Raw genomic sequence first — 21,603 nt, forward strand, 5'->3', positions numbered from 1 at the left:
GCCTGTAGGAGCAGGGCGGGGCGGAGGCATTGCGGCGGCGCCCGGCCACCGGTCGGCCGTCCAAGCTGGACGATGCCCAGGTCGAAGCGGTTCGGACTGCGCTGGAGCAAGGCGCTCAGGCGCAGTCGGACTGCGCTGGAGCAAGGCGCTCAGGCGCACGGGTTCGAGGCGGATCTGTGGACGCTGGAACGGGTCGGCGTGGTGGTTGAGCGGGTGACCGGGGTGACGTTGGCCCGGGCCTCGGTATGGCGGCTGCTGACCGGGCGGCTGGGATGGAGTCTGCAGCGGCCCAGACGCCAGGCCCTCGAACGGGACGGGTGCGAGATCGCCCGATGGGTCGCCCACGAGTGGCCGCGCATCAAAAAGGGGCGGTGAAGAAACATGCCTGGATCAGGCGTATCACTGCTGCCCGAGGTGCGTCGCACCTACGCACCCCGCGGCCGCACTCCGCTTTTACGGCACCGGCTGAACTGGAAACGTGCCGGGATGGCTGCCGCGCTGGGCTACCACGCCGCCGACCCCGAACGCGGCCCGCGGCTGTGCTTCCACCTCAAGCCGGGCAGCTAGTTCCAGCACTTCCCTGATCGAAGTGCTGGAACAGATCAAAACCTTCTACCCCGGTGAGTCGGTGGTGTTGGTATGGGACGGATTGTCCGCCCACTGGAGCCGGCGCATGCGGGCCTGGGTGGCCGAGCAGGACTGGCTCAGCCTCGAGCGGCTGCCGGCCTATGCACCCGAACTCAACCCGGTCGAACTGCTGTGGTCAGCCATCAAGACCCGCGAGCTGGCCAACCTCGCCGGCGACCACCTCGCCGATGTCGCTGACGCAGCCGAACGCGGCATCCACCGAGTCTGCTCCAGCGAGCAACTCCCGTGGTCCTTCCTCACCCACACCCGCCTGACCATTCATCCCCAAACGCCACAGAACTAACGAAAAACTCAGTAATAGAAGAGGCCCTGTGCGGGGAGGGGACCCCCTCCCCGCACAGGGCTCGAGGGTTCCTGCAGGCGAGCTAGGTCTTCCACTGCCCTTGTGGTCGCTGGCCCTGCCGTCCCCTGAGAGCGTCACGTCCCACGGATGCTTCACACCAGGCCGATCTGCCCCAGGAGGCGGCGGGTGTCGGGAGAGGTGTCCTCGAGCGTGTGGCCGTGTTCCAAGCTTTTGAAGACCACGGCGGTCTTGGGGACTCGGTCAACATGGAAGGTGGACCAGGTGCGGCAGGTCGGGCAGTCCCGGCCGATCAGGAAGGGGCGCAGCAGGTGCAGCGTGCCGTCGGTGTCGCGGATGTAGAGGCTGCCGGTCTCCAGGTCGTTGCTGGGTGAGGTCATGGTGCGGGTGGGGACGACGGGGTGGTCTCCGGCCAGCTCCCGGTACTCGACGCGGGCGCTGCGCGCGAAGGCGTCCCAGCGCACATCGGTGATGTCCAGCAGCGGCAGGTCGGCCAGGAAGCGGGCCCGTTCGACCAGGCAAGTCAGGTCGGCGAAGGCGACGTCGATGGCGTGAGGCAGATCGATCGGGTCGACGCGGCGCAGGTGGGCCTGGTCGTTGCGACGCTCGCTGAAGGCTTGGCGGGCCTTTTCGGCGTCCTGGTGCGCGAGCAGGGTCCGGATGTCGTGGAGGGGGTGGGCTTCGGGAAGGTTACTCAACTGCTTGCTGGTTGCTGCTTCGTTGAGCACATTGGCCCAGTCGCCGAGCCCAGGTCCGCTGCGGCCGCTGGCGAGTTTGTCCCGGATCGCGGTCACGGAGCCCAGGGTGATCTGCCGGGCGTGGGTGAGGGCGAGGACGAGTTGGGCGATGTAGCACAGGAGTTCCTCGGCGGTGTCGAGGATCGCGGCGTAGGCGGCCTGGGCGTCACCGGCGCTGATGCGGGCCTCGGTCTCGCGCCAGCGGTAGGCGATGGGATAAGGGAAGCGGGTGCGGACGCTGTGCCCAAGGTCGTCGAGGAGTGAGGCGGCTTCGACGCGCAGCCGCAGTGCGCGGCCGGAGTCGATGACGCGGGCGCGGGCACGGGCTGCGGTCTTCTCCAGGAAGACGGACTCGATGACCGAGTCTGCCTCCTGTTCCCACTGTGTGAACTGGTCTTTGGCAGCGGTCAGTTCGTCGAGGGCCTTGGTCAGTGCCTCATCGGGTTGTGGGACAGGCAGCGCGGACAGCGCTTCCATGCTCGTGGTGGCCAGTTGTGGTCCGGCCAGGGTCAGGGCGAGCGGGGTACGCAGGAACATGGTGATCAGGCGGGCTTGCGGTCGGGAAAGCGGCGTGATGGGCCGCAGGATCACTACCTGGTCTGTTGCGGCGGCCGGGAGGTCTTCTTCGCTGACCTCGGCGGTGAAGAAGCCGTGTGGGGGCACCATGATCGGAGCGTTCACGCGGCGAAGCACCAGGTCCCCGGCGGCGAGCTGCTGATCCGCGGGGATGGTGGCCCACAGGGTTTCCTCCGAGGGCGGGACGATGCTGCCGTCCCTGGCGATATCCCGTGGTCCAATCATGCGGACCACGGAGGGATCTTTCCGGGTCGTCAGGTGCTTGCCCCTCTTGAGGGTCATTTTGTTGAAGGGGGTACGGCGAAACGTGAAGAGATCGCCGAGGGCGTTGACGGCTCCGAAGCCGGCCAGGTCTTCGCGGCGTTGAAGGATGTGCGGGTCGAAGCGGTCGAAGTAGAGGCCCTGTTTCGGGCTGGGGGTCTCCCGCAGCACATAGCCGTACTCTCCCCTGCCGCCCTGACGAGCCAGCAGCCGCTCGAAGTCCTTAACGACAGCCGTCTCGTCGAGGCGGCGCAGGCGCGGCACCTGGAAAAGCTTCAGGACAGGCCTGGTCTCCGCCCGTGCCCGCAGGAAGACAACCGCCGACTCCATCTGCGCATGAATCTGCGTCAGCATGCCGGCCCCGTAGACGATGAGCAGGGTGTCCCAGTGCTCGGCGAGTTGGGTGCGCATCTCGGCGGCCCAGGGCTGATCCGAGACCCACGGGTGTGCCGGCACCAGCACTGCCATCACGGCGTCAGGTGCGGGCGGCCGGCACGCGGCCAGGACATCGACGTAGTAATCGAGGTGCCCGGCCGGGCGGCGTTGCTCTGATGCCGCCCTGCGTTCCCAGGTCGGCACGAGGAACAACGGCCCTTGCGTGAGCAACTGCGCCGCGCGGGGGGCCAGTTGTTCCCATGACGGCTCGCGCACGTTCTGCTGGCCTTCCGGAGCGCTGAAAGCCACCTCACCGGCGAGCGTAGAGCTGCTCAGAACGGTCGGGGCGCCCTGGGCAAGCCGCTCGAACCCGATGCCGACCAGCTTTTCACTCAACGACGACAACCGCGCGGTCTCCACTGCATTCCCCCGATACCCGCTGGGCGTTCCCTGCGCAAGGAAGCCTAGAGGTCCGCCGATCACCAGTGCACTCCGGAATCGGCGGTGCACATATCGGTGCTTGGCGGCTCGAAGGTGCTCCGGCCGGCGCCTGCGGCAGATCGCTGGGCAGCTGGACGGGTCAGCGGCATCTGGCCGGCACGCAGCCGCCACTCAATCTGCCCGCCTGAGACCGTCCCGGGCTACGCCTGCATTGGGCTGGCGCCGGGCAGTAGCGGAGTGACATTGAGGCCCCGGTCCGGGCGCAGGAGCTCCTGCGCGACGACTGGCGGAGCGGCCAGGGTGACGGTGCATGCGGCCCAGTCGGCGGTGGTCTTGTAGGCGACGATCGCGGCGATCTCTCACAGCGACAGAGTCTCCACCATGGGCAAGCCGTCCTCGTCGGTTCCCTTGGGCGGAAGCCGCAGGCTGATCTCGATGGCCGCCGCGCCAGGTTGGGTGCTGTCTGAAGTCTTTGGCCGCTGGCGTGCGTTCAGATCGTAGTGGGCGTAGTCCGGACTGGTGTGGACGCGCCAGTCGTCCCTTTGCCGCCACCACTGCCAGGCTTCGGCCAGCCGCGCGGCGGACTGCTCGGACTGCTGCAGGGCGGCAGCGGCCCTCTCTACCATCGCGGTGTCGATGAGGCCTTCTGTTCCTCACATCGGCGTTCTGCGCAGGCCTCGATGCGTGACAGTGTGGGATGCGCCCAGCTGAGCAGCCAAGGATGCGCCCGGAGGCTGCTGGAAGCCTCCGACAGGTGAAACTGCAGGTAGCGCCAGTGATCCGGGTTGAAATTCGGTCTCAGGTAGTTCGGTATGTAGTCCGGTTCTTTACGGTTCTCGGCCTCTTCGTCCTCTTCCTCAAGGGTCATGTCCCGCGGGGTGGTGTAGTCACGGCAGCTGTTTCGATTCCGGTTGTGGGGTGATCTCCGGCTCGGGCGGGGTCGGCTGGGTGGTGAAGAGTTCGGCCATGGAGGCTTCGGAGAGGTAGCGGCGGTCGAAGACCTGCCACTCGTCGTGGAGTTCGGCCAGGACCGCCGCGGCGAGCCGGTCCAGGGCGGCAGGGTTGGGGAAGACCTGAACGACGTCGGCCCGCCGTTTGATCTCGCGGTTCAGCCGCTCCAGCGGGTTGGTTGACCAGATCTTCTTCCAGTGCGCCGACGGGAAGTCCGCGAACGCCGTGATGTCCGGTGCGGCGTCCAGCAACATCTTCTTGACCTGCGGGAACTGTCGTCCGAGCATGTCAGCGACCACGTCCAGCTGAATGCGGACCTGTTCGGCGGTGGTCTGCGCGAAGATGGTGCGGATGGTGGCCGCCACCATCTCCCCGGAACCCTTTTCGATCACCGAGAACACGTCGCGGACGAAGTGAACTCGGCAGCGTTGCCAGGCCGCGCCGAGGAAGACGGTGCGGATCGCGGCCACCAGGCCGCTGTGGCTGTCGGAGATGACCAGCTGGACGTTCTCCAGGCCACGGGCCCGCAGACTGCGCAGGAACTTTGTCCAGAACGGCTTCGATTCGCTGTCGCCGACCATCACACCGAGGATCTCGCGGTGCCCGATGGCCGAGATGCCGGTGGCGATGACCACGGCCTGCGAGGCGATCCGGTGGTTCACCCTGGCCTTGCAGTAGGTGGCGTCCAGGAAGACGTAGGGGAAGACCGTGTGATCCAGCGGCCGTTCCTTGAACGCGGTCAGTTCCTCGTCCAGCTCACCGCAGATCCGGGAAACCTCGGACTTGGAGATCCCGGAGTCCGCGCCGAGTGCTTTGACCAGGTCATCCACGCTGCGGGTGGAGACGCCGTGCACGTATGCCTCCATCACCACAGCGAACAGCGCCCGGTCGATCCGGCGCCGGCGTTCCAGGAGCGACGGGAAGAACGATCCGGTCCGCACTTTCGGGATCTTCAGGTCCAGGTCGCCGGCCTGCGTGGTCAGCACCCGGTGGCGGTGACCGTTGCGCCAGGTCGTGCGCGTCTCGGCGTGCTCGCCCGGGGCGGCGCCAATCATGTCGGTCGCCTCGGCCTCGATGAGCTCCTGCAGGATGCGCTCGCACACCACCCTGATTGCTTCAACTCCCTCTGCCCGACGTAGTGACTCCAGCAGCCGCATCAGCTCAGACTGGGACAAGGCCATCGCGTGCTCCTCCGGTCGAACTGCCCGTTCACCAGGGAGACTTGCGCGATGGCCTGCCTTTGTTCAGGGAGCATGCACCGCCAGCGGATGCACGCCCCGGGCAGATAGCCGCGCGTTCCGGGACGCTAGCTGGCTACACCACTTCACGGGACGCCATCTCCTCAAGAGCCTCGCAGAGGTTCACCAGGTCGAAGACGGTATCCGCGAGGCCTACACCTGCAGCCGCAAGCTCGACACGACAACACCCGCACATACGGGCCGCGAAGAACGCGCCGAAGCGGACACGATGGGTTTCCCTTGGCCCAGCATCAGCCGAGGCACGGCAATCGGAATCACTGTGCACGAAACTATCGTCGTCCCACGTGACCGCGTCCATCGGGCGCCCGTAGAACCGCTCAACCGGCATGCCGTAGCGGCCCATTAAGCCGACCGGGACAAGCTCTTTTGCCTCAGCCTTCACCCACCTCACAGTAGACCGGCATGCCGTCGCCGGGGCCGGTACGACGACAGCGCCCCGGCCCACCGAAGCAATCCGGCCGAGATCGCCGCATCGGCCGGCCGCACCCTGGCCAGCGCATTCGTGCGCAGTTACCGCGAGTCGCAGCTGCTCAAGCCACCGCCGCTCGCTTCTACAACCACGCCCCCACAAGGGCAGAAAAACCACGTCACGGTGACGAGAACGTCGGGACAGCCACGACACAGTCGTCGAATGTGGCTTGTTCTGCAGTCGGCACACAATCGCGTCAGCGGTCCCCCTCGCTCGGAGGCCGTTCGCCCCTGCAGGAAGCCGCGGCGCCCCAGGACCGCACAGCCTCATGGTCCCCCAGTAGACCCAATCCCCCGTGGCCTCACGACGCGACATAGCCCCATCATGCGCAAATTCGAACGTTTTCTTTGTTACCTGATGTTCAAGCGCACTACTTCAGGCATGAATTGATCATTACTCGAACATCAACCCGAGTGTGTCAGTGGCCCCTTGTACGGTCTCGGCTGTGGTTTCCGAACCCATGAGCCCCAAAACCTTCGGTGGGGTGTGGAAAGGGGGGCCTCGCGATGAGCGATGCTCAGTACGCCCTCGGGCGGAAAGTGATCAGTGCAGCGTTGCGTGCCGGGGTGGCCTGGACCCGGCGGCTGGAAGAACCGCGGGCCTGGCATGAGATCTCCTGTATGCACGGCGTCATCCTGGGCCACCTTCCCCTGGGGACCGGCCCCGAGACACCTGCCGGCCTGGTCGCCAACCTGACGCATCCGCTACGTTCTTGGATCCCTCTGGACTGGCCCTCCCTGCCTGCCGAAATGGGGGACTTGGTCATTCTGGAGGACGGACACGACCAGCAGTCCGCGCAGTTGACCGAGGACGCCTTCGAAGTCGGCTGCTCCTACCTCGAGGTGCTTTTCGACCCCGCGACCGGTGGCCTGGACGGTGGACGGGATTGGCTGCCGACCTGGTCGTGGCAAACGTCGGAACAGACCGAACACGCCGTCTACCGGCAGTTGGCCAACGGCAGCCAGGCGCAGTACGTAGCCGGCCGACTGATGCTCGTGGAGGTTCCCACAGGTACCGAGGACAGCATTCTCGAGGAGTACACGCGGCGCGGCGGGGCGCGCATGCAGGTCTACCGGCCGCTGCCGGCGGAGCGCAGCTGTGTACGAGGGGGTGCGGTGTGGTGGTGGCCGTGCCCGGTGTGTGCCTACCCGATGCGGCTCACGGGTGAGTTGCTGCGCTGCGACTTCCTGCCGCACCAGCGCAAGGCTCGAGTGCTGCTGCGGCCAGGGCGGCGCCCCGGCGATCCGCCCGAGGTGGTGAACGGGCCCCCGGGACTTGCTGCACGCCGCGGTGAGGGTGTGCTGTGCCTGGACTGGCCGGTGTGGCGTCATCTGACGGTGCCGGGGTTGACCGAGGTGGAGCTGATGCGGTGGCTGGAGCGCAAGGGGCTGGAGGTGGAGCGCTGGGGTGAGATGGACTCCTGGGATGTCGGGGTGACGTTGCCGGACGGGCGGTGCCTGGTTGATGTCAAGGATGTCGCCAACGAGCAGAGCATCATCGACCGGCCGCCTCGGGCGAAGACGATCGTGGTGCCGTCGTACCGGTCGGAGCAGGTCAAGCCGCTGCGTGCGGCGCTGGAACCGGACGGGTATGCCGTGCACACGGTGGCCTCGTTCAAGCGCTTGGTCAGCGCTCAGGTGCAGCGGGGGGCAGCATGAGCAGCACGGCCGGCAGTCGGAATGCCACGGTGGTGCTGGTGGTCCGGGCCGCCGTCTTGTTGGCGGCCCGGCTGTTTCCCAACCGGGCCCCGCAGGAAGACTCGGCGTGGCGGCAGGTGACCCGTCTGGACGACGCTCACTTTCTGCTGTCCGGGCATCTGCCGTGGTGGGAGCAGTGGCCGGTCCTGTCCGAGGCCGACCGGCTGCGGGTGGCACGGTTGTTGCGCAGGCGTCCCGCCTCGCTGGCGCACCGCAGTGTCTTTCGTGAGGAGGCCACCCGGGTAGCGGCGGCCGGCGCCGGTGCGGAGTTCGCTGCGGCCGAGGAGGACGGGCTGGTCGTGGTGATGCCTGCGGCCGACTCGGGCGCGCGCATCGATGATCTGTTGGCGGAGATCGACGACCAGGTGGCGCACACAGCTCGCACCCGGCGGCGGCAGTCGGCCGCACCCGGGCGCTACTTCTCCGAACTGCGGATCAACGACCCGCTGAGCCCCTCGCGGCGAGCCGTCGGTGTCCACTACGACCTGCGCATTGGCCAGCCCGGGAAGACCTCAGCCGCAGTCTTGCAGGACAGTACAGACCTTGACGATCTGCGGATCCCGCTCAGTGACCTGGAACAGCTGGCCGAGCGGCTCGATGCCGCCTACGAGGAGCAACACCGGGTGAAGGCCGTCGCAGACCTGCGAAAGCATCTGCGCTATGCGGACGGCTCGGTCCTGGGCGAGGAGTTCCATGCGCGGGCGGGAGCTACCCGTGTGCTGCACGCGCCCACCGGGCTGGGAAAGAATATCGCCTCGGAGCTGATCGCGCTGTGGTGTGCCCGGCGGGGTCTGACGGCCGCTGTGGTGGTCCCGCAGAACGCGCAGGTGATGCAGGCGGTGGCACGGCTGCGCCGGGACGCCAAAACCCTGCGCCGGACGGACAAGGAACAAGACGGCGGCCGGATGCCGGTAGTGGTGCCGCTGATCTCCACCCGCGGCATGCAAAAGCTCGCCGAGGACACAGCGGGCAGCGTGCACGATGACGCCGAGCACCGCGAGTGGGTGTTCGGGGAGATGTCCTACGGCTGCGCCCTAACCACGCACGCGGCACCGGAGTCGCGGGCCGTGGAGCTGTGGGATCCCGGCAACGAACCGTGTGACCAGCTCAAGGACTCTTCCGGCAAGACAAGGTGCTGTCCGTGGCGTGCCACCTGCGGGAAGTTTCGTCACCACCGTGCCGCACTGGACGCAGACATTCTCGTCACCAACCACACCAACTTCCTCATCGGGCGGGTCCACGTTCCACTGGACGACCGCGGTGTGGAGCGCCGGGATGTGACGGTGGAGGAACTGCTGCTGCGCCGGGCGCATGTGGTGATGATGGATGAGGTCGACGCGCTGCAGGCCAAGGCGTTCGATGAGGGCGCCAAGAGCGTCCTGCTGGCCCGGTACGGGTCGCCCAGCAGCCCGGTACGCGAGTTGGAGGAGCAGTTCAGCCGCCACTGTCTGCGGCTGAGCCGCGAGGTCGAGGAGTATCTGCACCCCAAGATCAAGCGGTTGTCGTGGCTGGCCGACACGTATGTGTCGCACCTGGCGCGGGGCGCCATCACCCCGGACCGGGAACGGCGCAGACTGGTGGTGCCGCGGCGGTGGGATGCACTGCTGGCTCACAGGATCTTCAAACTGAAACCCGGGGACAGGCCCAGCGAAGCGCACATGCGCACCGTGAACCAGCTGTTCAGCAAGACCGGTGAGCTGGAGGCGGGCGAGGAGGTTAAGGGTCTGGAGGAACTGCGGGCCGTCCTGTCGTCGCTGACCGACCTGTCGGACGATGACAGTCTGAGCGCCGAAACCCTCGCCGAACTCGCCGACCGGTTCAGGAAGGTCACCGCAGATCCCGCCCCGCAGGACGCTGCCGCCGCCGCACCGAAAGACACCACGCAGGATGCCCTGCCGGAAGACGTGACCGATCTCGTCCAGTACGCGGCACGGCGGGCCTTTCTGGAGAAGAGCCGCGAGATCCTGCGGCAGATCGTGGGCGTGGCTCCGGCCCTGCAAGGGGCGGGGATGACGGCCTCCAACGAACTGGCGGAGGTGTTGTCGTCGCATGTGCCCTGGAGGGCTGCGCCCTACGGGCCGCTGGGACGGCCGCTGTTTGCGTTCAGCGAGCACTTCAACGACCAGGACCTGGCAGCAACCACTCTTACTCTCAAGAGCTTCGTGGGTGACCCGCACAGTCACATCAGCCATCTGGGCGACGTCACGGCGCTGGCCCACGGCGGCCGGCGGCGTGTGGTGATCGGCCTGTCGGCGACCGCGCACATGCCGCGCGCGCCGCGGCATCATCTCCTTACGCCGCCGTCGTGGTACGTGCCGGACGACGTCAACGGCAGTCTCAGCGCCGTGCTGGACAAGGTGCAGCACGAGGACGGGCAATGGGCGCGGATCTCGGGACTGCGAGGACAGCGGCGCGAAGACGCCTACGGGCAGATGGGTGCGGCCTTGTGGCCGCGGCTGGACGCGGAGCTGGCGGAGGTGGCCGCTGATCCGGCGCGGGCGCACCGGGCGCACGTGTTGGTGGCGTTCGAGGCCTACAGCGCCGGCCCGCTGCTGGCCCAGGGGCTGATCTCGGCCGGTGCGCCGGCCGGGGAGATCTGTGTGGCGGTGCGGCCGCAGGAGATGGCGCGCTATGAGAAACACCCCCCGGGCTGGGTGCCCGTTCCAGCGGACCGGCTGGAGCAGTTCCCCTTCCATGTCGGTCACGGGCAGTGCCGGTTCCTGCTGGCGCCCATGGCCCGGGTCGAGCGGGGCCTGAACATCGTGGATCAGGGCGGGCGGTCGCTGCTGCACGTGGCCTGTCTGGTGGTGCGGCCGGTGCTGGTGATGGAAGAGCCGGCCGTGCTACTGGCCATGGTCAACTCGCTGGCCTACCGCGACGCGCCTGCGCCCGGCGCTGAGCCGGCCGCGGCCCTTGAGCAGCTGCGGTTGTCCGCTGGGCGCACGTTCGAGGAGATCCGGCGCGGCTCGCACTATTTCAAGGACCTCGGCGAGGACGTGAAGACCGCGATCGTGGCGGAGATCCTCACCCGTCTGATCCAGCTCGGTGGCCGCACCCGCCGTGGCGGAGACCACGGCAGCCTGCATCTGGCGGACGCCGCATTCACCGAGACCGCGACCGACTCCACCCTCCCCCACCTGCTGTCCACGTTGCATACGGAGTGGCAGCGGCGTGATGAGTGGGACCTCATCGACCGGATCTACCGCTCCACCCTCGATGTCCTTCTGAGCCTGGCCGACCACGACCTTCCCGGGGAGACGCCGTGAGCCGCTCTGCCAAGAGCCCCAGTGCGCTGAGCACCCTGTCGTTCGCGCTGACCGGCGAACTGATGGGCGAGGTGTATGTGTATCCGCTGCCCGAGGAGTTCAGCAAGGCCTGGGCACGGCTGCCCAAGCCCCGCTCGCTCGACGCGCAGCGCCCGACCGCCTCGCTTGCGACGGCGGCCCGCGCGGTCACGGGACGGCGGCTGGTGTTCACCGACCCGGAACGCCCGCCGCTGACCGGTCCGTGGACCAGGCGGGCGCTGATCGTCACGTCGGAGCCCCTCGACTTCACGGTGTGGCGGCGGCTGGTCCGGGAATGGGAGGGCCGGCTGACCGGCTGGGAGGGCCAGGACACGCTCAGCCAGTACCTCCTCGACGAGGCAGGCGGCCCCTACCCGCTGCAGGAGGTGCTGCACCGCGACCGTGAAGGCCGCATCACGGGACCGAACTGGGCGTTTCGGGTGGCGAGCTGGCGTCTGGCCCAGCTGCTGCGCCGCGAGCCGTGGGAGGTCGACGCGCTGGCCGAGCCGCTCGCGCTGGTCCTGGAATCGGAAGGCGACTTGCTGACGTGGGCGCAGCCGATGGAGCGGGAGGCAAGCTGGATCGATGCAGCCACCGGGGAGCGGCGCCGCCGTGTGGGGCACGCCATGGACCGCATCCACATCGACGTCGACCCTGCTCCCGGGGGCCGGACGCTGGTCGCGCATCTGGAGGCGCGCACCGCGCGGATCGCGACCGGCTGGTACGGGGTCAAGAACGCGCATGTGTGCCATCCCGCCAACCCCGACATCGTGCTCAAGGCGCCGGTGCACCTGCGCTGGACCAAGGACGAGCACGGCCAGTGGACGCTGAAGTCGGCGCAGTACAAGGGGGCGACCGCGCAGATCGTGGAGGCCTGCGGGATCGCGCCGCTGCCCGACCCGTTCGCGGTCGACTTCGACAAGCCCGGGCCGGTGCGGGGCATCCACACCACCGCCGTGCACCCGATCGGCAAGGGAGCCGGCTCCCGGTTGATGCGCCGGCTGGAGGAACACGCCAGCCGCATGCTGGACGCCACTCCCCTGACCTACACCGGCAGCGGCGTCAGGGTGCCCCGCCTGTCGCCCGAACCGTCTCCGGTGGTGGCCCCGGACAAGATCCTTCCCGCCGTGGTGGCAGCAGGCTTTCAAGCCCTGCGGATCGTGGCCCTGTATGAAACCGGGGCGTGGAAGGAACGCGTCCTGGCCCAGCTGGCCCGCGACTTCGCCCAGCCGGACGTGGAGGCGCTCAAGGACGGGCACACCATCGTGCTGGCACCGGGCCTGCAGCTGATGACCGTGCGGGTGCCGGAACTCGTGCGGCACGGCCCGCACAACCGGGCCCCGGTCCTCAACGGTCTATCCATGCTGAGGCCCTGCGATCCGGGCGAGCTGGTCGCCGCCCTGGTCGAGACCTCCCTGCCGGCCCGTGGTGAGGCGGATGCGAAGGCGGCGCTCAAGCCGCTGTTCGCCGACCGTGACATACCGTCGCAGTTTCTGACCATGGCCTCGCTCGGCGACCTCTACCAGCCCAATCTCGCCGAAAAGATCGCCCGCTCCCGCGCGGCCAAAAACGGCCAGGAGCCGCCGCCCGTCACGCGCAAGGAAGACGCCGCAGCACAGATCGCCACCGGCGGTCTGCTGACAGACTGCGGCGTCATCGACGACCGGCTGGCGGCCGCCGCCTGCCACCCCCTGGCCCGGGACACCGCACTGGACCGGCGGGCCTGGTTGGTGGGCCTATGGACCCGGCTGCACCGTTTCCCCCGCATCCGCGGCCGCGCCACCGCTTCCCCGGTCCTGGCCGTCACCCTGGTCGCGCTGAAGGCCTCGCACCACCAGGATGAGAGGTACTGGCCGGCCCTGATGTACAGCGGCCAGCGGTGGCTCCCTTTGGCATATGGCCGCACCCGCCACCACGCCGGGCCGATCGGCCTGCCCGGCCATCATCTGCGCGACGAGACCGGCGGCCCCGCACGAGTACGCGATCATGTGGAGCAGGCTCTGGCGCAGCTGCCCGGCGACCTCGGTGTGGTGGTCTTCACCGAGCAGCACCGGGACCTGTGGCCGGGTCTGGCGAACCCCACCCTGGGCGACGGGCTCCTGCCCGGGCTGACGCTGGCCGCCCGCGGCCGGGACGTTGCCGTCGTCCGCGTCACGCACGGCAGCCGCACCCCACGCCCCACCCACCGCGCCGGCGGCAGCAGCAAACGCCCCGGCGACGCCGACAAGGCGGCCATGCCCGAGAAGATCCTGTACGTCTCGGACCACGGCGGGGTCAACTCCTGGCTGTTCGCCGCGGAAACGCGGCAGCACAAGGGCGGTCAGCGCACCGGCACCGACTACACCCGACGCACCCTGCCGGAGACCTCACAGAGCAAGCTCGGCACAGACTTCCACGCCATCACCCGCACCGAGTACACCATCGCCAGAGCCGGCGCCTGGCAGGAGGAGCGGCTGGTCGGGCTCGCGGCCCGCCTCTCCCAGCAATCCGCCAGCTGGAGCGGCCGCACCCTGTTGCCGCTGCCGCTCCACCTGGCCCGCAACGCGGACGAGAAGCATCCCCAGTACGTGGCCGCAGCCGAGGACGAAGAAATCGAGCAGTCCTGACAGTCGGGACGGCGAGATCGCACCGGCACTCTGGCCAGGCGGTTTCGCTACTCTCGTCGGCGCGGCATGGCGGTCAAGGCATTGGTGGAGCAGGAAGTAGCGCATGTTCATTGAGAAGCTCGTGCTGGAGAATTTCAAGTGTTTCGGGCCGGGACGCACGTCCATTCGCTTGGATCAGGGCACGACCTCGTTCATCGGCACCAACGGCTCAGGCAAGACCGCGGCATGCGAGGCACTGCTGCGGATGTTCGGGATCTCCGCGAAGGAACGGTCCGTGCGGGTGGAGGACTTTCACGTGCCTGCCGACGAGACCGTTGCGCCCGCAGCTCGTAGCCTGACGATCGAGGCTGTGCTCGCGTTCCCCGAACTCGACGCCGAGAGCGACAGCAGTGTTGGCCCGCATGGCGGCGTGCCATCAGGGCCGGTTGAGCCCCAACGAGCAGTCCCGGAGTTCTTCCGGCGCATGGCGGCGGCGGAAGACGGCGACTTGAAGGTTCGGATCGTGCTCCGAGCCGACTGGGTCGACGACGGCACCGTCGACGGAGTCATCACAGAAGCCCGGATGGCCGTCAATACCCTTGCCGAGGACTACAGCGAGGACAACCAGGCTCCGCTCACTCCTGCTGAGCGCAGCCGCATTCAGATGATCTACATCCCGGCGTCCCGTGATGGCGTGCGCCAGGTGACGTCCTTTCTCCGCAGCCGCCTCTGGCGGGCCGCGCAGTGGTCGACCGGCCTGCGGGACCTGGCCAGTAGGAATGCGGCCGCAGTCGCCGAAAAATTCACCGACGAACCCGTCGTCCGCGCGGTCGAAAGTGCGCTGGGGGGCCGGTGGCAGGAACTGCACGGGGCCGGAGTGCATGCGGATCCCAAGCTACGCCTCCTGGACGGCGACTTCGACCAGCTGGTCCGCGACTCCGAACTCGTCTTCGAACCGGATCATCACAGTCGGGCCCGGCCAGCCCGCATGCTGAGCGACGGACAACGGTCGCTGCTGCACCTCGCGCTGGTTTCGGCAGCCCTCGACGTCGAGACTGCCGTCTGCGCCGGCCAGCACAGCGACGACTTTGCGCTGGACGCGGCCCACCTGCCGCACCTGACGCTCATCGCGGTCGAGGAACCGGAGAACAATCTGTCGCCGTTCTTCCTGTCCCGGATCGTCACCCAGCTGAACGACCTGAGCAGCGGCCCATCAACGCAGACCATCCTCTCCAGCCACTCCGCCAGCGTCATGACACGTGTTCGCCCCGAGGACGTCCGCTACTTCCGCACCGATCCGGAGACAGCGACCGCTTCCGTACGTGAACTCACCCTCCCCGCACACGACACTGACGGCGGCAAGTACCTGCGCGAGGCGGTCTACGCACACCCGGAGTTGTACTTCGCCAAATTCGTGGTGCTCGGCGAAGGTGACACGGAGCAGCTCGTCATCCCCCGCATCGCCCATGCGCACGGCATCCAGCTCGACACGTCATTCGTCGCCATGGTCCCTCTCGAGGGCCGGCACACCAATCACATGTGGCAGCTGCTCAACGATCTGGACATCCCGCACGCCACGCTCCTGGACTTCGACTACGGCAAGGACGGGGCGGGCCCTGGACGGCTGCGCGACGCCTGCACTCGTCTCATCGCCAGCGGGCTGGATCCCCTGGAAGGACTCGACGGTTACGACACGGTTGCTTCCATCCACGATGACCTCGACATTGCGGCCCTTCGTTCGATCATGCGCCATCTGCAGAAATTCGCGGTCTTCTACGCAACCCCGCTGGACCTCGACTACGCGATGCTGCGTGCATTCGAGGACGCCTACAAGCACCTCGAGCAGGGCGAACTCGGGCCGCGGCCCACGGACCCCACTACTACGGTCTTCGGAGAGAACGGAACACAGTCGGCGTTCTGGAGCAGCACTGAACGCCTCGAACTGCTGCGCTGGTACCGCTACTTGTTCCTGAACCGATCGAAGCCAAGCACCCACCTCAAGGCGCTCAGTCGCCTCAGCGATATCGAGTTGAAAACGGCTGCGCCGCCGATCCTCACCGCTCTCGTGCAGCACATCCAAGAGAGGATCTTTGTGTGAGCGCCCTCCGGCCGAGTCCGTCGGCAGCGCGCACCCAGCTGATGCCGGCACATGAGTGGCGGCCGACCGGCATCGAAGACCTGGAGCCCGCCGCGTGGGCAGCCCTGCGAGGAACAGGCAATGCTGCCGTCATCGCAGGCCCCGGCGCAGGCAAGACCGAGTTCCTTGCCCAGCGCGCCGCTTACCTCCTGCAGACCGGCCTGTGCCCGTGGCCGCAGCGCATCCTGGCCATTTCCTACAAGAAGGATGCTGCCGCCAATCTCGGCCGCAGAGTTGGCGCCCGCGTCCCGGAGCACGCCAGCCGCTTCGTGTCCATGACGTTCGACGCGTTCACCAAGAGCCTGGTGGACCGATTTGCTGCAGCTCTCCCTGCACCCTGGCGCATGAGTGACGGCTACGTGATCACTCCTGCATTCGACGCTGAGGTCAGCAACTTCCTCAACGGCGTTGCTTACAGCGCGCCACCAGCGTTGCGTTGGCAAGTCGCCGGTCTCCAGCCCAACCGGTTCATGGCCGACGCCGTCGGCGGCTGGAGCCTGCCCGAGAGCCTGCCATCGGACGACAGTGTTGACGGTGCCGTCTACGCTGTACACGAGTGGTGGCGCCAGCACTATCTGCGGCCAGGAACGGCACGGCTTGAGTTCGTCATGCTCAACCGGCTTGCCGAACTGCTTATTCGTACGGCGCCCAAACTCAGACGGGCCCTGCGCATGACCTATCCCATCGTGTTCGTTGACGAGTTTCAGGACACGACCAGCGCCCAGTTCTCCTTCCTCGTCTCGGCGTTCGGCGAGCGGACCACGGTGACAGCAGTCGGTGACACAAAGCAGCGCATCATGGAATGGGCTGGGGCCCTGCCCGAAGCCCTCACCCGCTTCACCGACACCTTCGACGCGACGACCTATCAACTGGCGTGGAACTTCCGTTCCAGCGACGCGCTGGTGGAGTTGCAGCATGTGATCGCCAGCAAGCTGGACCCCGACACGGTACGGGCTACGTCGAAGGCACCGCCTGCTGAGGAAGAACACCAGCCAGCACTGCTGTGGACATTCTCAAGTGCCGACTGGGAGGCGACCTTCATCGCCGACTGGATCGCCCGGGATATCGCCGGATCCGACCGCACGCCGTCGGACTTCGCGCTCATCGCACGCCAGACGATCCGGAATTTCGAGCAGCTGTACCGCGACCGTCTTGCTGCACACGGCATCCGAGTGCGGAACGACGACGCGCCTGTAGGAAAGTTGAAACTGCAGGATCTCGTGAAGAACGAGGTCGCCCGACTGCTGCTGGGACTGCTTCGGCTGGCCGAACAGCCCCTAGGCCTTGCGGGGGTGTGGCGGGAGGTTTCGGCAGCCATGGAACGCGTGCACGGGGCAACGGACGATGAAGGAGCACAACGCCGAGTCGGCGAAGCGCTCGCTCAGCTCACTACCCAGCTACGCGGTTGGCTCCAGGCACACCCTCCGGCCTCGGCTCCGGCGTCCGATGTCGTGCAGGAGCTAGTCCGCCTCGTAGGCAGCGACACTTTGCGCGGGTATGTCAAGTCAACGGCGACCGGGGACGATTTCGACATCGTCATTGACGCGTTCGAAGCACGGCTGGAGGCCGTGACCGACGGCGCGGCCGACTGGGGGCAGGCACTGGACGAATTCGAGAGCAGCAATGCTGTGGTCTTGCTCACCGCCCACCGCAGCAAGGGCCTTGAGTACCACACCGTGTTCTTCCTGGGTATTCACGACAGACAGTGGTGGCCGTTCAGCAGGGACCCGCGCGAAGGAACGTCGACCTTTTTCGTCGGACTGTCCCGGGCGGCTCAGCGGTTGATCTTCACTACGGACCACAGTGACCGAACCGGCCCCATCGCCCCCCTGTTCACCATGCTGGCCGAGGCAGGCGTGCCCGAGACCGACCAGGGCTAACAAGGCCAACACACTGAGCTGAGTTGTCGGTGGGTGATCAGGCAGCAGGCGAGTTTGAGGAACGCTTCGTGGATGTCGGAGCGGCGTTCCCAGCGGATGCGCAGGCGTCGGAAGCCGCCACCATGATCAGAACAGTGAGCCACCTGGGCGCCGAGCCGCGGTCAACCACGTACGAGATCGCTAGGGTGCCGGGCGTGCAAGCGCGCCGCGGCTGTGCCACGACGCGGCGACGAAGGCAACGCCGGTCGACCACGTGGAGCTGCGGGACGGACGTCGGCCGTAGCAGCGCTCACAGCAAGGAGGGCTGCTCCTCCGAGAGTTCAACCAGGAAGCCGGCGATGTCTGCCAGCGCCTCGGGGGCGCACTCGGCCAGTGCGTCGGCCGACAACGTCCACTCGGCTAGCCGGAGCGCCTCGGCGACGAAACGGTGGCCTTCGACCGGGCCAACTTCCTGCGCCAGTGCGGCGAGGGCCCGCGCCTGGTTGTCCCGGCGGGCGTCGGCGCGTGCACAGGACTCCGCAGCCTGCAGCCGCCCGGCCCGGGCCAGGGCAGTGACCAGGGCTGGCAATGCCCAGCGCGTTCCGTTCGGCAACTGCTCCGCGGAACGTACGAGGGCGGTCGCCCCGTCATAGTCGCCGTTCGCGGCCGTGGCGGCTGTCAGCGCGGCCAGCGCCTCCTCCTGCCAGAGACCGGTTTCCACCTCTTGCAGTGCCTCCGCGGCGCTTTCAGTCAGTTCTGCGGCCCTGCGGAGGTCTCCCGATGCGGCCGCGCCCTGTGCTGCTCGACTCAGCACCTCAACACGGAGCCCCGGGAGGCCGATGGACTGGGCGATGGACCCTGCTCGGGCGTGAAATCCGTGACGGGTAAGGGCATCTGCCAGTCGGGCGAGCGCCCATGCAATGTCGCTTGTCACGGTGAGGGTGGCCGCCGCGCGCTGTGCCTGGCCAGCCCATGCGGCGGCACGGGCCTCATCACCGGAGCTCATCTCGGCCTCGAACAGGGCGCTCATGACCTTCACCCGATCGAGGGGATGAGTCAGATCCGCCAGCAACGCCTCGGCCATGGCCGGATCGTTGCCGTCGGCCGCTCCCTGTGCCACAGCCACCAGGGCATGGTGTCGCTCAAAGGTATCGTCGATCGAGCGGGCAACGGCTTCGGCCTGAGTGAGATCGCCGTGCTGGGCGAGCCCCTCGGCCAGGGCGCAGGTGGCTTCCTCCAGCCCGCGCGGCGTGCCAACCCCGTTAGCGAGCAGTGACGCCTGGCGGTAACCCGCCACGGCGGCCACCGACCTCACCAATCGCACCTGGACACGTTCGCGGTCGTCCGAGCGCTCCAACTTCTTGGCCAACGTATTTGCACGCTCGGCGACGATCCCGGCAACATCCGCGTCTGTGCAGTGGGCAAGCGCGTCAGCAAAGGTCTCCACCACATGGCTTCGTCGGTAGCGGTCGGTGTGCGCGCGCGCCGCCTTCTCAATGTCGTCGGCGAGCCTGGTGCCCAGCGTGTGGTCCCCTGCGGCAACCACGACCTCAGCGACAGCCGCGATCTCGCTCAGCTGCTGCGGAAGGGTGGAGTCTTCTTCGATGAACCGTGCGGTCTCGACAGCGACGCGCACGAGGTCTTCAGCCCACTCGTGCTCACCGTGGGTGATCGCCGCGCGCACGAGCGTCTTCAAGGCCTGCATCAGCCAGAAGCCGCTGTACGAGATACGTGATGCGTACTCGGCGGCCCGCTCCAGGTCGCCGCGCCCGGTCATTGCCTGCGTCAGGGCCGCGTAGGCCTGGGACTGAGTGGCGATGTCGTGGGAGGACTCGGCCAACGCCTCAGCCCGTCCGAAGTCACCGGCTACAGCGAGCGCTTCCGCTACATCCCCAAATGCCGATCCTCGGTGCCACGAGGAGGGCGGGAGTGACCCTGCCAGTTCCTGCGCCTGCTCGATGTCGCCAGCATCGGCAATCACTCGGACCAGATCCGCCGTGACCCATTCTCGTTTATCCCTGGCAAGAGTGCGGAGCAGCCTCCTTGCCTGCGCATGCTCACCCACCTGTGCGAGACTCTCTGCCACCCATCCCACAGCGCGATCGCGGTCCTCGGCTCCGCGAACGGCACGCGCCACGGCCAGCGCGTGCCCCGCGAGTGCCTTTGCCCTCGTGATGTCTCCGCTGCGGACCAGAACGCGGCACACGGTCGTCAGCGCCCCGACCCGCTCGTGCCGGTCGGCGATCCCGTCGGCGCATGCGACCATGTCGTCCGCGGCCGCAGCGGCTCGCGTCTGGTCGTCGCAGGCGACCGCCGCGTTCATCAGCTCAATCAGCGCATGGACCCGCAGCCCGGGATCCTGCGTCGCGGCGGCCAGTTCCCCGATCTCGGCAAGCAGAGCCTCTGCCGCTGTCCGGTCACCGATGCGGGCGACCGCCTCGGCACAGCAGGCGAGTGCCTCGGCCCGGCTGTTGTCCCCGACGGTGCGGGCCAGTCTCTGTGCCCGCACCGGATCGGGGACCGCCGCCGCCACCTTCACCAGCGCGAGCAGGGCGCTGTCGCGCTGCCACCCCGTGGTCATCGCGTACGCAAGCTCCTCCGCTCTCGTGAAGCGTCCGAGCGCCGCCCACACCGCGGGCAGTTCCTTGGGAAGGGCCGAGTTGCGTTCGACGATCTGGTCCCGGTGGGCCGAGAGGAGGGCCATGGTCCGCAGTCCACCCGGGCCGACGGCCACGAGCGCGTCCTGGGCCGCTGTGATCTCCTCGAGGGCGGCGGTGTCACCGCCTGTGTGGTCGAGCATCCGGTCATGGCGGGCCCGGTCCAAAGCGCAGGCTGTCATCTCCGGCACGTCATGCACGGCACGCACCATCCGGAAGTAGCCCCGGAAGAGATATTCGGGCGTGTCCGCCGGCCACCCCCGGCGCCGGTAGCCGTCGGCCCAGACGCGCAGCCGCTGCCGGTAGCCGTCCAGCGGGGCACCCTCGAGCGAGACGGTCGCCATCCGCTGCAGTTCCTCATGGCCCAGCAGGTACACCTCAAGTTCGCCGTCATCTGCTCGGGGTGCGGTGCGGCGGGCGAACGTACGCCCGGACACGGCCGACAGTTGGTCGGCAACCCGCCAACGGGGCGCACCGGTGAGCGCCGCGAGGTCCGCTCCACTGAGGCCACCGCCGGAGGCCGTCAACAGGCCGACCAGATCCTGCTCGGTGGACGTCCCGTAAAGCAGCCGTTTGAGCTCGCGTTCCGCGTCCCGCCGGACTGCCCGGGCACGCTCGGCAGGGGCCAGTTCCCGTACGATGCCTTCGTCCCGCAGCGGGTGATCGTCCGAAACATCAGCCGGTACCGGCGGGTGCGGACGGCCTGCGACGACGACCCTCAGCGCCGTGGGCGGCCGATCGGGCAGGAGCGCGGCGATGCTGTAGGCATCAGGTCCCACGACCACCCCCTGGTCCTCGTCGAGTCCGTCCACGAGAAGGACCAGCTTCTCACCTCGGCTCTCGCACAGCGCAGCGGCGTCGTCGAGCAGAGAGCGGTAGTGCGGCTCGCGTGTCGCCTCCGTGAGGTAGGCGGGCATCGGACGGCCCAGCAGTTCGGCGAGCTGTTCCATCACCACGTCGAGGAACGCGATCCGGTCGCTCTGGCCCGCGTACCGCGCGGTCACGAAGAACGCGACCATCCGCACGCCTTGCGGCGGGTGCAGTACGAACCACGACATGAGTGCCGACTTGCCAGCCCATGCGGGAGCCCGCCACCACGTGTAGGCGCCGGGTCCGTCCTGCGTGCAGAACCGTGCCAGCTCCGCCAGTTCGGTCCCCCGCCCCTCCAGAGACTCCGGCGCGATCAGGCGGACCTGATGGAGGTAGGCGGAGCGGACCGCAGGAGCCTGGACGACGGTGACATTGGTCTGGACGTTGTGATCGCCGATCTGAACGCCGCGGGCGCCGCGCAGATCGATGCGGTCATGGGCGGCGGGGCTGTCATCCGTTCGCCCGGCACCGGGCTCGGGCACATTCATCCAGACCC

14 protein-coding genes and 1 pseudogene are annotated in these 21,603 nt (G+C 67.9%); 8 read left to right on the forward strand and 7 right to left on the reverse strand.

Features of this window, described 5'->3' with window-relative positions:
- Positions 1-72: 72 nt before the first annotated feature.
- The 3 genes from M2163_RS05615 to M2163_RS05625 are packed head-to-tail and all read left to right on the forward strand — an operon-like array spanning position 73 to position 931.
- Positions 73-375, forward strand: coding sequence for a winged helix-turn-helix domain-containing protein (locus tag M2163_RS05615; RefSeq protein WP_280893288.1), 303 nt, complete (start codon positions 73-75; stop codon positions 373-375).
- A gap of 6 nt (positions 376-381) precedes the next feature.
- Entirely contained in the window at positions 382-567 is a 186-nt protein-coding gene (locus M2163_RS05620) for a hypothetical protein (protein ID WP_280893289.1), read from the forward strand.
- 22 nt (positions 568-589) lie between these two features.
- Positions 590-931, forward strand: coding sequence for a transposase (locus M2163_RS05625; protein WP_280893290.1), 342 nt, complete (start codon positions 590-592; stop codon positions 929-931).
- Between the two features lie 152 nt (positions 932-1,083).
- Here M2163_RS05625 and M2163_RS05630 read toward each other — a convergent pair whose 3' ends face one another.
- From M2163_RS05630 to M2163_RS05650, 5 genes are all read right to left on the reverse strand, one after another.
- Positions 1,084-3,318, reverse strand: coding sequence for a hypothetical protein (locus tag M2163_RS05630; RefSeq protein ID WP_280893291.1), 2,235 nt, complete (start codon positions 3,316-3,318; stop codon positions 1,084-1,086).
- A gap of 380 nt (positions 3,319-3,698) precedes the next feature.
- Positions 3,699-3,965 (reverse strand): hypothetical protein, encoded by a 267-nt coding sequence (locus M2163_RS05635; RefSeq protein ID WP_280893292.1) that lies wholly within the window; start codon positions 3,963-3,965, stop codon positions 3,699-3,701.
- Positions 3,959-4,207, reverse strand: a complete 249-nt coding sequence (locus M2163_RS05640) for a hypothetical protein (protein WP_280893293.1) — start codon at positions 4,205-4,207, stop codon at positions 3,959-3,961. Before M2163_RS05640 ends, M2163_RS05635 begins: the two co-directional genes overlap by 7 nt.
- 19 nt (positions 4,208-4,226) lie before the next feature.
- A complete protein-coding gene (locus tag M2163_RS05645; RefSeq protein WP_280848234.1) occupies positions 4,227-5,471 on the reverse strand; it encodes an IS256 family transposase in 1,245 nt (414 codons plus the stop codon).
- 133 nt (positions 5,472-5,604) lie between these two features.
- On the reverse strand, positions 5,605-5,931 hold the full coding sequence (locus M2163_RS05650) for a hypothetical protein (protein ID WP_280893294.1): 327 nt from the start codon (positions 5,929-5,931) through the stop codon (positions 5,605-5,607).
- Between the two features lie 593 nt (positions 5,932-6,524).
- Between M2163_RS05650 and M2163_RS05655 the strand changes: the two genes are divergently transcribed.
- The 5 genes from M2163_RS05655 to M2163_RS05675 all read left to right on the forward strand — a co-directional run bounded on the left by M2163_RS05655 (position 6,525) and on the right by M2163_RS05675 (position 17,601).
- Positions 6,525-7,676, forward strand: coding sequence for a hypothetical protein (locus M2163_RS05655; RefSeq protein ID WP_280893295.1), 1,152 nt, complete (start codon positions 6,525-6,527; stop codon positions 7,674-7,676).
- Positions 7,673-10,981 (forward strand): hypothetical protein, encoded by a 3,309-nt coding sequence (locus M2163_RS05660; RefSeq protein ID WP_280893296.1) that lies wholly within the window; start codon positions 7,673-7,675, stop codon positions 10,979-10,981. The genes M2163_RS05655 and M2163_RS05660 overlap by 4 nt, the downstream gene beginning before the upstream one ends.
- Complete coding sequence (locus M2163_RS05665; RefSeq protein WP_280893297.1) at positions 10,978-13,605, forward strand: RNaseH domain-containing protein; 2,628 nt, start codon at positions 10,978-10,980, stop codon at positions 13,603-13,605. The genes M2163_RS05660 and M2163_RS05665 overlap by 4 nt, the downstream gene beginning before the upstream one ends.
- Positions 13,606-13,708: 103 nt before the next feature.
- Positions 13,709-15,682, forward strand: coding sequence for an AAA family ATPase (locus tag M2163_RS05670; protein ID WP_280893298.1), 1,974 nt, complete (start codon positions 13,709-13,711; stop codon positions 15,680-15,682).
- Positions 15,679-17,601: an ATP-dependent helicase gene (locus M2163_RS05675; protein WP_280893299.1), complete on the forward strand. Its 1,923-nt coding sequence runs from the start codon at positions 15,679-15,681 to the stop codon at positions 17,599-17,601. Before M2163_RS05670 ends, M2163_RS05675 begins: the two co-directional genes overlap by 4 nt.
- Here the strand turns inward: M2163_RS05675 and M2163_RS05680 are convergent.
- Both M2163_RS05680 and M2163_RS05685 read right to left on the reverse strand, forming a co-directional pair.
- Positions 17,598-17,714: pseudogene (locus M2163_RS05680) on the reverse strand (IS5/IS1182 family transposase); the annotation flags it as partial. The gene M2163_RS05675 and the pseudogene M2163_RS05680 sit on opposite strands and share 4 nt — an antisense overlap.
- A 176-nt stretch (positions 17,715-17,890) precedes the next feature.
- Positions 17,891-21,595, reverse strand: coding sequence for a hypothetical protein (locus M2163_RS05685; RefSeq protein WP_280893300.1), 3,705 nt, complete (start codon positions 21,593-21,595; stop codon positions 17,891-17,893).
- Between the last annotated feature and the right edge of the window lie 8 nt (positions 21,596-21,603).

Origin of the sequence: Streptomyces sp. SAI-135 (assembly GCF_029893805.1) — a bacterium.
GTDB lineage: Bacteria > Actinomycetota > Actinomycetes > Streptomycetales > Streptomycetaceae > Streptomyces.